Source organism: Chryseobacterium angstadtii, from assembly GCF_001045465.1.
GTDB lineage: Bacteria > Bacteroidota > Bacteroidia > Flavobacteriales > Weeksellaceae > Chryseobacterium > Chryseobacterium angstadtii.
The window spans coordinates 675799-690592 of record NZ_LFND01000001.1; the positions used below are offsets into that span (position 1 = coordinate 675799).

At 36.5% G+C, this 14794-nt stretch carries 15 protein-coding genes; 2 read left to right on the forward strand and 13 right to left on the reverse strand.

Annotated features, from left to right (window positions below; all coding sequences use genetic code 11):
* Nucleotides 1-30: 30 nt before the first annotated feature.
* On the forward strand, nucleotides 31-501 hold the full coding sequence (locus ACM46_RS02895) for a YdeI/OmpD-associated family protein (RefSeq protein WP_083997322.1): 471 nt from the start codon (nucleotides 31-33) through the stop codon (nucleotides 499-501).
* Between the two features lie 51 nt (nucleotides 502-552).
* Here the strand turns inward: ACM46_RS02895 and ACM46_RS22765 are convergent, their stop codons facing one another.
* From ACM46_RS22765 to ACM46_RS02940, 10 genes are all read right to left on the reverse strand, one after another.
* Nucleotides 553-1374, reverse strand: a complete 822-nt coding sequence (locus tag ACM46_RS22765) for a hypothetical protein (RefSeq protein WP_131707531.1) — start codon at nucleotides 1372-1374, stop codon at nucleotides 553-555.
* 78 nt (nucleotides 1375-1452) lie between these two features.
* Nucleotides 1453-2028 carry a Crp/Fnr family transcriptional regulator gene (locus ACM46_RS02905; RefSeq protein ID WP_048505100.1) on the reverse strand — a complete coding sequence of 192 codons (576 nt, stop codon included), beginning with the start codon at nucleotides 2026-2028 and terminating at the stop codon, nucleotides 1453-1455.
* Nucleotides 2029-2176: 148 nt separating this feature from the next.
* Nucleotides 2177-2377, reverse strand: coding sequence for a bacteriocin-like protein (locus ACM46_RS23175; RefSeq protein ID WP_131707532.1), 201 nt, complete (start codon nucleotides 2375-2377; stop codon nucleotides 2177-2179).
* A gap of 139 nt (nucleotides 2378-2516) precedes the next feature.
* Nucleotides 2517-4538, reverse strand: a complete 2022-nt coding sequence (locus ACM46_RS02910; protein ID WP_131707533.1) for a hypothetical protein — start codon at nucleotides 4536-4538, stop codon at nucleotides 2517-2519.
* A gap of 192 nt (nucleotides 4539-4730) precedes the next feature.
* On the reverse strand, nucleotides 4731-5777 hold the full coding sequence (locus ACM46_RS02915; protein ID WP_048505102.1) for an ATP-grasp domain-containing protein: 1047 nt from the start codon (nucleotides 5775-5777) through the stop codon (nucleotides 4731-4733).
* Entirely contained in the window at nucleotides 5755-6465 is a 711-nt protein-coding gene (locus ACM46_RS02920) for an NRDE family protein (protein ID WP_048505103.1), read from the reverse strand. Before ACM46_RS02920 ends, ACM46_RS02915 begins: the two co-directional genes overlap by 23 nt.
* Nucleotides 6453-6941 (reverse strand): DinB family protein, encoded by a 489-nt coding sequence (locus ACM46_RS02925; protein ID WP_048505104.1) that lies wholly within the window; start codon nucleotides 6939-6941, stop codon nucleotides 6453-6455. Before ACM46_RS02925 ends, ACM46_RS02920 begins: the two co-directional genes overlap by 13 nt.
* On the reverse strand, nucleotides 6942-7334 hold the full coding sequence (locus ACM46_RS02930; RefSeq protein WP_048505105.1) for a DoxX family protein: 393 nt from the start codon (nucleotides 7332-7334) through the stop codon (nucleotides 6942-6944).
* Between the two features lie 214 nt (nucleotides 7335-7548).
* Nucleotides 7549-7998 carry a YHS domain-containing (seleno)protein gene (locus ACM46_RS02935; protein ID WP_053082661.1) on the reverse strand — a complete coding sequence of 150 codons (450 nt, stop codon included), beginning with the start codon at nucleotides 7996-7998 and terminating at the stop codon, nucleotides 7549-7551.
* 318 nt (nucleotides 7999-8316) lie between these two features.
* Complete coding sequence (locus tag ACM46_RS02940; RefSeq protein ID WP_048505106.1) at nucleotides 8317-8907, reverse strand: sigma-70 family RNA polymerase sigma factor; 591 nt, start codon at nucleotides 8905-8907, stop codon at nucleotides 8317-8319.
* A gap of 380 nt (nucleotides 8908-9287) precedes the next feature.
* Between ACM46_RS02940 and ACM46_RS02945 the strand changes: the two genes are divergently transcribed.
* Nucleotides 9288-10511 (forward strand): spondin domain-containing protein, encoded by a 1224-nt coding sequence (locus tag ACM46_RS02945; protein WP_048505107.1) that lies wholly within the window; start codon nucleotides 9288-9290, stop codon nucleotides 10509-10511.
* A gap of 358 nt (nucleotides 10512-10869) precedes the next feature.
* Here the strand turns inward: ACM46_RS02945 and ACM46_RS02950 are convergent, their stop codons facing one another.
* From ACM46_RS02950 to ACM46_RS02960, 3 genes are all read right to left on the reverse strand, one after another.
* Nucleotides 10870-12234: a T9SS type A sorting domain-containing protein gene (locus tag ACM46_RS02950; RefSeq protein WP_048505582.1), complete on the reverse strand. Its 1365-nt coding sequence runs from the start codon at nucleotides 12232-12234 to the stop codon at nucleotides 10870-10872.
* Nucleotides 12235-12236: 2 nt separating this feature from the next.
* On the reverse strand, nucleotides 12237-12734 hold the full coding sequence (locus ACM46_RS02955) for a hypothetical protein (protein ID WP_048505108.1): 498 nt from the start codon (nucleotides 12732-12734) through the stop codon (nucleotides 12237-12239).
* Nucleotides 12735-13115: 381 nt separating this feature from the next.
* Nucleotides 13116-14651 carry a YifB family Mg chelatase-like AAA ATPase gene (locus ACM46_RS02960; protein ID WP_048505109.1) on the reverse strand — a complete coding sequence of 512 codons (1536 nt, stop codon included), beginning with the start codon at nucleotides 14649-14651 and terminating at the stop codon, nucleotides 13116-13118.
* Between the last annotated feature and the right edge of the window lie 143 nt (nucleotides 14652-14794).

Sequence of the window (14794 nt, forward strand, 5' to 3'; positions counted from 1 at the left end):
TTTTATTTTTGAATCATCAAATCCTACATCATGAAACCTATAGAATTCACAGCAATTATACAGCAAAATGGTGAAATGAATGCCGCTTTTGTAGATTTTCCTTTCTCTACGGAGGAAGTATTCGGTAAAAAAGGACAGGTAAGAATTAAAGCCACTTTTGACGCTAAAGTAGAATACCGCGGAAGTCTCGTTAAAATGAAATCCGACTGTCATCTTTTAGGCCTTACCCAGGAAGTACGAAAGCAGCTTGGGAAAAGTTTCGGGGAAGAAGTTTTTGTTTCTCTTATGGAAGACAAAGAGGAAAGAACAGTTGAAATTGCGGATGATATTGCTATTGTTTTCAATGAAAACCCTGAAGCGAAATCTCTGTTCGACAAAATGAGTTATACCCACAGAAAGGAATACATCCGCTGGATTGAAGAAGCTAAGAAACCGGAAACAAGGGAAAACAGAAAAATCAGAATGATAGAAATGATTCTGGATGGAAAAAAGGGAATTTAGAACAAAATCTAAACTCCCCTTATTTATACATATTTCCTTATCAATGTATTTTTACTGTATCGGTACAGCGGAAATAATATTCTCACCCCAGTTGGAACCTCCTAAACGATCAAGATATACGGAGTCACTTGGATTTCCTATTACTTCGGAATCTCCTACAATCAGCCAATAGGTTTTGGGATTTGGGGATTGATTGTTGATAACCAGCTGGCCGTTGGCAATATTATACTTTAAGGCTCCGCCGGAAACAGACCCCTGAAGCATCCCGCTTACTTTATCTGCTGTTCCTATAATATCCGGGCTTTTATTCAGCATCCACTGCGAATCTGAAAAAGTAGATCTGAACCAGATATAATCATCTCCATCTAAAACAGCCTGCTGATTGTTTACAGCCAACATATTTACCGTTACCAGCCATTTACCCGGAGGAAGTATGATGTTTGATCCTGTCTGATAATACCTGAGATCTGCTTTAAAAGGAAGATTATATCCATTTCCCATAGTGCCTACAACCAATTCAAGGCTCTGTCTTTTCCATGAACCTACTCCATTCTCATCTGAGGTAAGAACTTTACTTTTTCCCTGTAGCCCATCCGTTATTTTAATTCCTGCAACCGGGGACGCTGGTGTGCCTGATGTAGATATATCAAATTTCACCGATGGTGACAGGGTTCCCACTCCCACATTACCGGTTTTGGTTACGATAAAATCGTCGGAAATCTGATCAGCAGAAGGAATTCCGGACTGAGAATTGTTTTTGTTTCCGTCTACGTGAAAAGTTCCTTGTGGATTAGGAGTATTTATCCCTACCTGAGCTAATACATTTGAACTGATAAAAAAGAAATAAATTCCAAAGTGTTTTAAAAATGTCATGTGTGTCTTTATATTTTTGTTATTAAAAAAATCGGGACAAAAATAGGCTGACATTCAAAAGTACACAATGAACAAATGTTAATAAATTTGTCTCCTGATTCTGCTCAGTGCCTGTGGAGTTATCCCCAGATATGATGCAATATATTTTTGAGGAATTTCCTGGATCAGCGTAGGGTTTTCTTTTAGTAAATTTTCATAACGTTCTTTTGCAGAGAATCTTAGAAAGGTGTATAGTCTGTGAGACCTTTCAAGAAACAGCCTTTCATGGGCAATTCTACCAATGCGGTCTGCGGTACCTGTTTTTTTATAGATATCCTGCAGATCATCATAAGTAAATTGGTAAAGAATTATATCTGACAAAGCTTCTATTCCATAAAGTGAAGGGGTTCTGGTAAGGAATGATTCATCTGCTGAGAAAAACTTTTTTTCAAACATGAAATCGTAAGTAATATCATTGTCTTTGTCTTCTTCTGTGGGAATAAAAAATCTCAGCATTCCTTTAGATAAAAATGAGAGTAGATTTTCCTGTTCTCCCGGCGCAAGGAGAATATCTTTTTTCTTAAACCTTTTTTCAACCATTTTTGAGGCTATAATTTCCCAATCTGCTTCCGTGATTTCGAAATTGGCTCTCAGATATTCATATGCTTCTTCCATATCCTATTTGTGTGGTACAAAATTAAAAAGTATTAATCAATTTTATATCAACTATTCAGATTTTCATAGAAAAAAGACTTAAATATTATTAAAATAAAAACTGCCCCAAGCCAAAAAGCAAGGGGCAGTCTTAAAAGATTTTTTTACATTATTTTGAGAATAACGATGTAGACGGAGCTGTTGTAGTGGTCGTGGTGGTAGTTGTCGTAGTACCCGTACTTACTCCACAAGCGCTAGCGCATGCAGAAACAGAAGTATATTCTCCTTTGTACACGCTACCGCAATAGCATGCAAATCCACCGTTTACAGATCTCATGTTTTCTCTTGTTAATTTTTTCAGATTTTTCATATTTAATTTATTAATTCTTTTGGTCCCTACTCTATTAGCTTTTCGGGATTCGCTTTATTTCCCTAAATATAGAAATAATTTAAAGAAAACCCAAATTATAGATTGATTTTAAACAACTTATCAATTATAATCTGCTATTTTATGCAAACGGAGGATTCATACTGTTGACAATATTGGATGGTAAGCCTGAAACGCCAGCATATTTAACATTATTAACCAGAGACACACTGCCTGCTGAAGGAAAAACATAATTACCGGTAAAAACACAATTTTGAAATAGAGCATGAGTCAGGTGATCAATACTTCCCCCTTTCCATTCTACATTTTTAAACTGAATGTTGCACGAAGAGAACAGAGCATCAGCATTGTCAGTATTAAAATGATTTATATCCCCTCCATCCATAATAAGTGTTTCCAGATTCGCCCCACTGAATACAATTCTTCCATATCCAAAACAATCGGTCAAATATATATTAACCCTGCGGCTATAGACAGTGTGATTTATCGAGCTTAAATATACACATGTGGTAGCAGTGGCATTTGTTGTCAGCCTCCCGCTAATTTCTACATTTGTATTGTATTCCAATTGGTTAATATTATCCTTAATGATCAGTACAGCAGTATAATCGGTTGTTGGTTTGGCATTTAAAATCGTATCTGTGATTTTCAGATTTTTAATGTTAACATACTTTCTATTTAAAACACCTAAGAAAAAGCCGCGCACGATATCAGCATCTGTATTAATAATTGGGTTAATAATATTCAGGCTTTCGGGCAAAGTGAGTTGAGCGGTATATTCCGGAAGGTCAGATTTCCCCCAGGGAGTGGTATATGAAAATAAGTAAATATCTTTTTTGTTGACAGTGCCATCAACATCGTTGGCTGTAAAAACCGGATTATTAATATTAACAATTCCACCTAAGCTTGGAGTATCCAGCCTGATTCCAAAAAATATTCTTGCACTTCCATGAACTACCGGAGAATTCAGGGTAACATCATTTCCTGCAAATTGAAATGCAGCCGCGCTCTTTCCCGTTTTTACAATGGTATTATTTGCTGTAAATCTATCTGTCCAGTGATCATCTATCCCGTCTTCCCAAACGCCTCTGTTGATGGTAACATCCACGCTGTTTCTGCCAGTATATCCGTGCCTGCATTGTATTACATTTCCATCATTAATGACAACACCTATTGATTCATAGTTCGCGATACCGTAGCCAACCCCATCTTTCTTAAATCCTTCTATAAAAGGACTGTTAATAATAATATCAGCGCCTACTTTTATTTCTAATGCAACAAGCCCTACATTATTGGTTTTATTAATAATTCTTGGATTATTAAGAGTAACATTGTCTCTGCTTATCCATAAATAGTGGCTTTCCACATTTAGATTCACATCTGTTTCAATACTCAGGTTGTCGATAGTAATAGAATCTTCCAGGATATATTTAGTAACTGTCAGCTTTGCTTTATCAGTATATTCACAAACCAAAGGAGTCGTTAATTTTCCATCATTACTTCTTACAAACTCTCTTTTGGTGTAGGGATCATTGGGCGCACCATCACGTTCGATCAGGATCTCTTTAGAATCAAAATGGAGATTTGCGAAGCCTTCGTTAATAAAACCAACATCCAAGCTTCCTCTTTTCATATTATTAGTATTCCACGAACTTATATCTACTACTTCCCCTTCATTTTCCCGGGCAATCTTTATAAATACATCTTTGTTCTGATTCCCAAGAATAAACCGTCCGTCACATCTTCCACTGGTTTTAATCTCAAAGGACTGTTTTACAATAATTTTAAACTTATTTGGGATTGTCCAAAACAGATTATTGGCATTAGTGTAATTAAAATAAGATAAAACAAACTGCGTATCATCGTCCGTTCCATTTCCTCTCACTCCAAAATATCTGACATCCAGATCATGAGAGAAATTATGCTCCAGTTTAATTCCTCCGGTTTCAATAATACTTCCTCCATCATCTGTCCCCAATGCAGAAGACAAATGGTAAATAACAGGCCCCGGAGTATCCCTTTTTTCATAATATCCTAAAAGGCAAACCCCTTTATAAATACCATTTTGAAGATCTGCAACTTCTGACACCGACAGGTTTCTCATTTCTGTCATCGTGTTCTTTACTATACATGTAAAACTCATAAAAATATTTTTTTTGGTTAATTTCAGGACAAGAGTTGCCCTTTCACATGTAGCAAAAATCGCACAGTACAGCGACAAAACCCGACGTGTTTTATTTAAAAAATAATTAAAGTTTATCCAGGGTTTATGAAAACCCAGAGACGAGAGAAAACAGAAAATCCGTTAAATAATTGACTTATAAAGGTATTCGTTTCATACCGCGAAAGGATTAAACTCTTTCAACAATATCCAGCAGTCTTTGGTATTTGTAAAGTGATGCCCCATTTCTTTATTAATACTAGCAATTCTATACATATAGCCCCAATGTTCCATGATTTTTTTAATTCCGAAAAAGTAAGAATGCTTGGGATCATATATAAACGTAGGTTCAGATGCTGCTCCGTTTAATTCTATAATTTTAAAATTTTTCCCTGCTTCCAGTTCTTCCCATGTATTGAATTTAATATCAAACCGTCCATAATAAAATCCATCCAGAGACGAACATATTTCGTTAAATACGTCATTCAGCTTTTGTGATGTTTTCTCCGAAGCGTCATAGAATGTTGATCCGCGGGCGTGGTTTCCTATACTGCTTAAAATGATCCGTTCATTATTCTCAGGAATATAGTCTTTGTTGTAAACTCCGTTTTGAAAAATCTCAGGATAAAATTGATGGTAGCGGAGATTGTAAGCTATAAGTTCAGTTAAGGTCTGTCTTCCGTCTCCTCTAACTTCAATTCCTTTTTTCTCTACAATTCCACTGATAAATCCTTTTTTTTCGTTGGGAAATCTCACATAGAAAATGCCAATCTCATTAGGATAATCAATATACTCTTCCAAAAGCAGATCTTCTTTTCTAAAATTCTGAAGATATTTTTTTATGCATTGCCGGCTGTGTATCAATTCCACATTCCTACCCCTGCAGCCATTGTTTGGTTTTAGAATAACCGGATACTTCAGGCCGCCTGCTGACATGATGCTTTCTATTTTCTCCAAATCTATATCATCCTGAAGGAGAAAAGATTTCGCCCTGTACTCTTGCGGTAAGAGCTTATTAATGAAATTTTTATCTTCCAAAGTCATTCCCCCATGAAGAATTCCGGGATTGACGGCGTTAAAGAAACCGAAAGACCTGGATTTTATGCTGATCCAGGCATAATAGAAGATACACGGCAAATAAATAGCCCACATTGGCCAGAATTCCCAATGCGTCAATCGATACCATTTGTATTTCAGTTTAAACCAGATTTTTCTTTCCAATTTCTTGCTTTTGTAAAGTATTGTCTATCAAATCATAATATCTAAGCTCCCTATTCTCTGTAATCACCAGTTGAGTAATGCTTACAGTAACAAACTTCTCTTTTATGATCTCATTAATACCCGGTTCTTTCTCTATCTGATGCTCTTTATGAAAATTGAGCACCTCTTCATATCCCATGTTTCCGACGCTTTGAAAGCGGTTAAAATCCTGGATTCTGTCATATTCAATTTTATCATCATAAAGTGTTTTGGAGGATAATAAATGATTTTTATTTTCGTCCAAAGAGACTTCATACTTTTCATTGCCGTCCCAAAATAATCTGAATAATTTCCGTTCAGAGTACACCAAGAGCTGAAAAGGTTCAATTCCAGATAAATCGTAATTCCGGAAAGCATTTAAAAGATCTTTGGTTTTCATGAGATCCAAAAGCACAATTCCTCTGCTCTTTTTATAAGGAGGTTTACTTTCGTGATTCTTAAAAGCTCCGTTCAAAAGAATAGCCACATTTCCGTACTGATCTGTTACGAACCAGGTACCCGATGCTTTTCTGTCTTTCGGAAAATATAAAATATTCCCTTCTTCCTCCAAAAAATTGGGAAAGACGGCTTTTTCTCTAACCCTTCTTTCATCTCTGTTTGACGTAAAAATTATAGAATCTTCTGTTCTAAAAAAGCTTACTGTGCACATGCTATACGAAATTTTATAGTAGAAGGTGCCACTCCGAAATTTTCAGGAATATCCTGCCATTTAAATTCTTTGAGAGCAACCTTTATTAATGCCTGATGATGGATTCCATGTTCAAAACAATATAATAACTCCCTGAAATAGGTAGTTCTAAGTTGTTGTTCATTATTTTCATTGTCATTTAAGACACAAATTAATTCTCTGTCTTCTTTTCTGATCTCAGAGCTTATCCGGTTGATCGTCGAAAGCATTTCTTCCACACTTTCTTCCAAAATCAGTCTTCTTTTTCTATGATCAAAAGAAAATTTGCCTGAGGAATATCCTGCCAATAAAACCTCATACATTTCCAGGATATGCCTGATATGCTGTCCTATAGAACTGCCAAAAAGGTACTGGCTCTTCCGGGTATACAATTCGGGGGAAACCGGACCTAATATACGGCATAATTCTTTTAGGTTTTCTTCTATGCTATTTATCATTTAGTTGTTAGTTTTACTTTTTAAAAATAAAGAAAAGATCTGCCTTCTGTAGATGACAATCAGTAAAGCACAAAACAGAGCCGTAATTATGGCCAGATAAAACAGTTTTCCACCATCATTCTGTACCTCAATTCCCAGGTCTGTCAAATGACATTTGATAGCCCCAATCATTAATGCCAATCCTAATAAAGCTCCATAAGAGGTGGTTCTTGGTATCAATATAAAGACAGATGCGATGAGTTCCAAAATACCCATTGATATTCTTCCACAGGGTTCCATTCCCAGCTTTGAGAAAATATAAACAGATTCCGGAGCCCCGGAAAATTTGAAATAAAGGGTTTGCAGCATAATGGCTACAGGTACTAGTTTGATAATCCAGCTGATTGTTTTCATACTTTTGATTATTATTACACTGTTGGCAGGCTGCTACAGTGTATTTACATAAACTTAAATCAGATATGGATCCGGCAAAGTGTACACCTGCCGTAGTTTACCTGTTTCAGTCTCCTGATGAAATAAAAAATTATACGGTTATTGTTTGCATATGGGATGCTCCGGGATAATCTCTATCAGATCTTCGTTGAGAATTTTTATCTGATCGTAGGATTTACATTCCGGTCAGTTTTTTCCAGTTTTTGTTTGCTTTAATGATGAGATTTTTCTCATCCTTATTCCAACTCGGTAAGGTATTCGTAAACCATTTATTGTAAAAAAGATAGAGTTTTCCGTCCGTAATTTTGTAGGTTTTGGGATTGATTTCCATCTTTTCGCCGGTGTCTCCCATAGCAAAGGCACAATACCCTCCATACTGGGGAAGGTATTTATTTGGGTCTTTTTGAAACGCGGCTTTGTTTTGAGAACTGGCAAAATAATATTCTGCTCCCATATGCTTTACCTTATTCTTGGAAGAGCCTTCCTGTGGCTTACCGGAAAAATAACTTACTACATCGTATCCGTAATTAGCAATTCCGTTCTTATGATTAAGATGTTGTAAAGATTGAGCAAAAAATAAGCTGTTAACCAGCAAAAGAATGGGGAATAAAATTTTTGTCTTCACTGCCTTTTTTAGGCTTGGACGAAACAAAACGATATTCCTTACAAAATTTTATAAATTTTTTAGATTTTCTTTTATCCTGTTTTTTAAATCAGGAGATGCCTGAATAAATTCATCCGGAGAATCAGAATGAAAATGAAAATGCAGGACTTTATCCATGATTTTCGTTTGTTTTTGAAAATTTCTGCAACATTTACAAAAAACAAGATGGAACTTCATCTTCAACCGGGTTGAAAATGAGAGTGAGATTTCTTCAGATTTAACGATATTGAGAGAAGTCTCTTCGCAGTTATGTAGATAGTTATTTAAAAAATTCATACGTTACAGAGTTATTTCGTTTTTTTCCAGGCAACTTCTTAACAGTGTTTTGGCACGAAAAAGAAGAACCCAATAGTTTGACGAAGTAATATCAAATTCCTTACATATTTTTTCTGCATCTTCATCCAGCATATATTTGGCCACAAAAACCGATTTTAATTTGAAAGGCATTTTTTGAAGACAAAAATCCATGATTTTATAAAATTCTTTGCTTAAAATATACTCATCGGCACTTTCTGAAATGTAGTTTTTATTAATATTTTGTTTCCATCTTCCATAATTGGCTTCATTAAAAAAAGTATTTTCAAATGATGCTTCTGTCTGTCCCAAATACTCATCATAGCTTTGATTGCTGTTCCCTTTCTTTCTATAATAATCTACAATTTTATTTTTCAGGATGCTCGTAAGCCATGTTTTTACAGAAGATCTGTTTTCAAACTTTTCAATATTTTTATAAGCCGCTAAAAAAGTTTCCTGTACCATATCTTCTGCGTCTTCTTTGGAGTTTACTCTCATTATGGCAAAGCGATAAAGGAAATCGGCAAATGCATCAACCCACTGTTCCGGATTTAAACCTGAATCTTCTTTTTTCATTATTTGAAGAATGTATGTGTGCCACAAATATAACAGAAAAAGATGGGTATCATAAAAAAAAATATTAAATCCGGCTGTTGACCCTCTCCGGAAAAACGGAAATTAAACCCTCACTATTTAAATAAAAACTCAACAAATTCCGAGCCGGTAATAGAGCTGTCTTTTTCAATACATACAAAATTCGTCAGATTATTTTTTCTTTCTATTCTTAAACAATATTACCCTGCATAAGAACAGAAACAGATTGAATCCACTTTTAATCACAAATAAAACACACTGTATTTCAATTAATTACACTAAATAAGTAAAGTTTTTGTAAGAATTTCTCCAAAACTCCGACAATGCTTATGTAACAAATAGTAACAACAAAAATTTTATTTATGAAAAAAAGCTTATTCAAAACAGCGTCATTAGCAGCCGGAATAATATCTGTATTTACTCTTGCCTCTTGTAGTGACAATGACGGCGATATGATGGTAAACACTTCGGTTCAAAGAACGATTACTTTTGAAAACGTAGTTACAGTAAAAGACTTTGTAGAAAGCGGAAGCTTTCAGGGAACAGGAACTCCTGTCATTATGCCCGGGCAGTCAGTCTCCTTTACGTTCAGTGCAGGAAAAGCTCAATCCCTTATGTTTGCCACCATGTACGGAGCTTCTAAAGACTGGTTTTTCGCTTCAAAACAACCGGGGATTAAATTGTTTAATGATAATGGAACCGCCGTTACCGGTGATGTTTCTTCACAGGTTTTATTGTGGGACAACGGAACAAAAGACGATACCACAGGCCAGGCAGAAAGCAAACCCATTGCACAGGTTCCAAATGTTACCGCTTCTCAATTGATGAAACTGAACCTTGCCTACAACGACGCTACCTCCGAATTTACGCTGACTATTTCCAACAATTCGGGTGGAACAGCCAATGAAACTCCTTTTTCTCCGGGGACATGGGCCGTTTCAAATTATAACGGTTCTCAGCTTATCAACAGTGCTCCGTTTTTCACACCCAATGCTTTATCCAATCCGGAAATTACAGATATTGCCCAAATGGGAAGCATCACGAAAATGGTAGCCAAACTAAATGCGAATACAGGAATTATGACCGGACTTTCTCCTGCGGTCGTTGTAGTATATACCGGTGATAAAAATCCAATTTATGAATTGGGGCAGATGGATGCAGGAAAAGGATTAAAAGAAATTTCACAGTTTGGAAATGGGGCAATGCTCCAGACCAGTCTGAAATCTCTACCGAATGTAAAAGGGGTTTATATGGCAGGCAGTGCACCTGTAGCTCCGGGAAGTAAAATATCTACCCAATTTATGGCATCTCCGGGAGATAAAATTGCCTACGTAACGATGTTTGGTTTTTCAAACGACTGGTTTTATGCTAATGAACCAAGTCTTGACGCTTATTCAAAAGGAGATCTTACATCCAAAACTACTCTGTTTGATTCTGGAACCGGTGTTGACCAATATCCGGGTGCCGGAAATAAGCAGGCTTTATTCGGAGGAACACCACAGAGCGAAAGCAAAGCTATTTCAAAAGTTGGAAATATTTTCCCTGTTCCTGCTGTACAAAATGTGATAAAAGTAACGATTGATTAGTGATTTAAGAGGCTTTATATTCAAGTAAGTAAGATACCAGGCATTAAAATTGTCTGGTATTTTTATGAATACACATGAGCAAAATGAATGAAAGGAATCTTCTAGGGAAGAGTTTCCTATAGATTTTAAGAATTTAAAAAGGCTGTCAGTATTTGATATTTATCTAAGTTTTTTGTGAAATAAGGTGAAAAAGCAGATTTTCAGGAGCTGCAGGAATTGTCATAAATTTCTGAGGAAATGAGCTTTTTCACCTTTATTTTTTAATTTTTTTTTATTTTAATACAAAATGTTAAGAAAAAAAAACTCTTTCTCTTTTACATCTAATTAAAACGGTCATTGAATAAAAGGGCTCAACTATTTATTCTCTAATGATTTTCTGTGAAATAATCAGGTTTTTGTTTTCTTTTACGTTTAACAGATAAGTCCCTGCCGGAAAGTTTTTGATATCAACCTTTATGGTTTCTGAATCTCTTATTTCAAATTTTCCTGGAATTTTTTTCCCTGACGCATCATATAATTCAACCTGAATATCCTTTGCAAAGTCCTTTTTCCCATGAATATAAAATTCTCCGTCTGTAGGATTCGGGTAAATACTGAAACGCCTTTCCTCCGCTTTCACTTCTGAAAGGCCAAGAGTAGATTTACTCAGCGTCCAGGATACATTGGTAACATGCAGTGTACTGTGGTTATCCACTTTCAAAAGCGGGCTGTCATCTACCACAGAAAGTGTCAACGTATTATTCCCGTTATTGAGCTGCCCCGGAGTAATGGTAACGGAATTTCCCGTTGCTCCCAGCACCGTTCCGTTTAAAGTCCATTTATTGATCAGTGTATTGGGGATAGGAAGAATTTCATTAGCCGTAAAAGTAACATTGGCTGTAGCATCTACCGAAGTATTATTGGCCGGCGTATAGGAATCTACAGGAGACACCAGAGAATGAATTTTCTCAACAATCCCTTCTTTACATACGGAACAAAACTGCTGATTAAGGTATCTCATTTCACAGCTTTCATGAGGCCTGAACCAAGTTGGGCTTTCAGCATGAGGGTACACGCCTACTCCATTCAGTCCAACCCAGTTTTTCCATTTTATGGTAGCCGGGTTTGCATTTTGTGTCTTATTTATCTTCTCTGTCTGCTGATTCGGATCCCAGTATTCATCTGCTAAATCTCCAAAGGAATGCCCCAATTCATGCACCACAAGTTCATTGGCCGCTGTATTTAATGAAGCAAAAGCATATGTCCCGCCGCCGCCGCCATATTCCGGAGAATTACATAGTATATACGTAATATCGTAATCAGGAACATTGGCTGCCAAAACCTGTTCAACCAAATTCGTCGTATAACTGTATATAAGTCTGTGATAATAGAAATCGAAAGTAGATCCAAAATAATTATTAGGATTAGATACAGGAATTAAGGGCTCGGTGACATCCGTTGCAGTTCCCGGATGCTTTACTCCGGATTCCAAAGAAATCACTTTTACAGCGTAAGCATTAAAGTAGTTTTTATATTCCGTGTAAGGACTTTTTGTAAAAAGATAATTGACTGTATTTTGCGCTGAGGTAATAAAATCACCTTGCTGTGCATCGGTAAATCCGTCACCCAATATAGCCATGACAATTCGTTTGCTGTTGTCTCCGTTTTGTAAAACCGGAACTTTTTCGAACACTTGCGAAAAACAGCAGCTACTTATACAAAGGGAAAGTAAAATTTTTTTCATCATTATAATTTTTGAGTGAATAATACTTGTAATCCATCATCAGTTGCCTTTTCAACTTTTACCATCTGAATATTTTCAGAGTAGGAAAACCGGGCACTGAATTCCGCACTCTGAAGAGATATTTTACGTTTTGAAATACCTTCTTTTTCAAACACTTCTAATTCAGGATTAAAAGGATCTTTTACAAGTCGTTTGGCCACTTCTTTACCACCGGATTCTTCCAGTGTGATAATTAAATCTCCTTTCTGGATCTCTTTTCTTTGAAAGATATTGGCACGCTTTAATTTACCTCCCGTAATTTGGGTATTCTGAAGGGCAATTTTGGGATTTGCAGAAGGATCTTTCTCAGCTTTAAAGAATAAGTAAATAATACGATCGTTATTTACCACTGTTTTTTCTGAAGGCGATTGCCTTTTCAAGGTTAATTCATTTTCTGTTTGAAAACTACAGAATAGAAAAATGGGGACAACGAATACATTCAATAGATTTTTCATATACATTTTCTTTGGTGTGATTAAAGTTTTAAAGGTAGATAACACAATTCAGTAACGGGAGTTAAATAATGATCATTAAGCAATACATCAATTTTTCAATTCGAATGCCTTTGTAGATCATTATGTTAAATCTATCATTTAATACGAAATAACATGAAATCATATGCAATTATATGAAAAACACACAATAAAACAATCAAATATTTAACAATATTTAAAACAAAAATCTAAAATACCCATTATTGCTTATGATACAGATGATTTATTTAAACAAAATTCAATAATCGTGTTTTTATATCCGAAATTTCAAAAAAATCTTTGCTGAAGTTCCAAAAATTTGGATGTTATTTTATGAGGAAAATCGAAATAATAAGTAGCTCGTCCAGCTTAGGCATTCCAAAACTCACGGTCCAGGCTTCTGTATTGTATGGCTTCTGAAATATGGTGGGAAAGTATATTTTCGGATCCTTCCAGATCGGCTGCTGTTCTGGCCACTTTAAGGATACGGTCGTAGGCACGTGCGGAAAGATTCAGCTTTTCCATGGCCTGTTTGATGAGGTTAAAAGAAGTTTCATCCAAACTGCAGAAGGCTTCAATTTCTTTGGGTCCAATCTGAGCATTATAACTGATATTCAAATATTTGTAGCGTTCATTCTGAATATTGCGTGCTTTGAGTACACGCGCTCTGATGTCTGAACTTTGCTCTCCTTTTCTTCTTTCGGTGAGCTGATCAAATTCTACTTTCTGAACTTCAATATGAATGTCTATCCTGTCTAACAAAGGGCCTGACAGCTTACTCATATACCGCTGCATTTCGTAAACAGAAGAAGTATTTCCCGGATCATCCGGAAAAAATCCGCTGGGACTGGGGTTCATGGAGGCTATCAGCATAAAGCTTGCGGGATAATTAACGGTAAATCTGGCTCTTGAAATGGTCACTTCGCGGTCTTCAAGCGGCTGTCTCATCACTTCCAGAACGGTTCTTTTAAATTCCGGCATTTCATCGAGGAACAAAACGCCATTGTGGGCCAGTGAAATTTCTCCGGGTTGGGGATAGCTTCCTCCGCCTACCAGAGCTACATCTGAAATGGTATGATGTGGTGAACGAAATGGGCGCACGGTCATAAGGGATGTTTCTGCTCCCATTTTCCCTGCCACAGAATGAATTTTGGTTGTTTCCAGGGCTTCTTTCAATGTTAATGGCGGTAAAATTCCGGGAACTCTTTTAGCCAGCATTGTTTTTCCGCTTCCGGGCGGCCCGATTAAAATGATATTATGTCCTCCTGCTGCGGCCACTTCCATGGCTCTTTTTGCTGTTTCCTGTCCTTTAACTTCAGAAAAATCGAAAGGAAAATCGTTTATTTTTTCCTGAAATTCTTTCCGGGTGTCCAATATTACCCTTTTAATGGGCTTTCCTTCATTAAAGAAATCAATGACTTCTTTTATATTTCCAGCTCCATATACTTCAAGCTGATCTACAATAGCCGCTTCCCGCGTATTCTGTATAGGAAGAATAATGCCTTTGAATCCTTCTTCTCTGGCCTGAATGGCTATGGGAAGCACTCCTTTGATCGGCTGCAGGCTCCCATCCAGCGACAGTTCACCCATAATGATGTAATCCTGAATGTTGTCTGCAAGAATCTGGTCTGAGGCGGCTAAAATTCCTATGGCTATGCTGAGATCGTAAGCAGAGCCTTCTTTCCGCAAATCGGCCGGCGCCATGTTGATGGTGATTTTCTTTCCGGGAATTTTAAATCCTACATTTCTCAGTGCTGCCGAAATTCTGTAACTGCTTTCTTTAATGGCGTTATCGGGCAACCCCACCAGATGATAACCTACTCCACCTGTGTCTACATTGACTTCAATAATGATTGTTTGTGCCGCAACTCCATGGATTGCGCTTCCATAAATTTTTACCAGCATGATTGTGTTTTCCGTAAAAATAGAGAATATATTATTTTAAAAAACCGGCGTTTCAATGGACATAATTCCATTCATCAACAGGTTTGAAAAAAATTATCCCTAAAATGACAAACCGATACAGACTGTCTCTGTACCGGCTTATC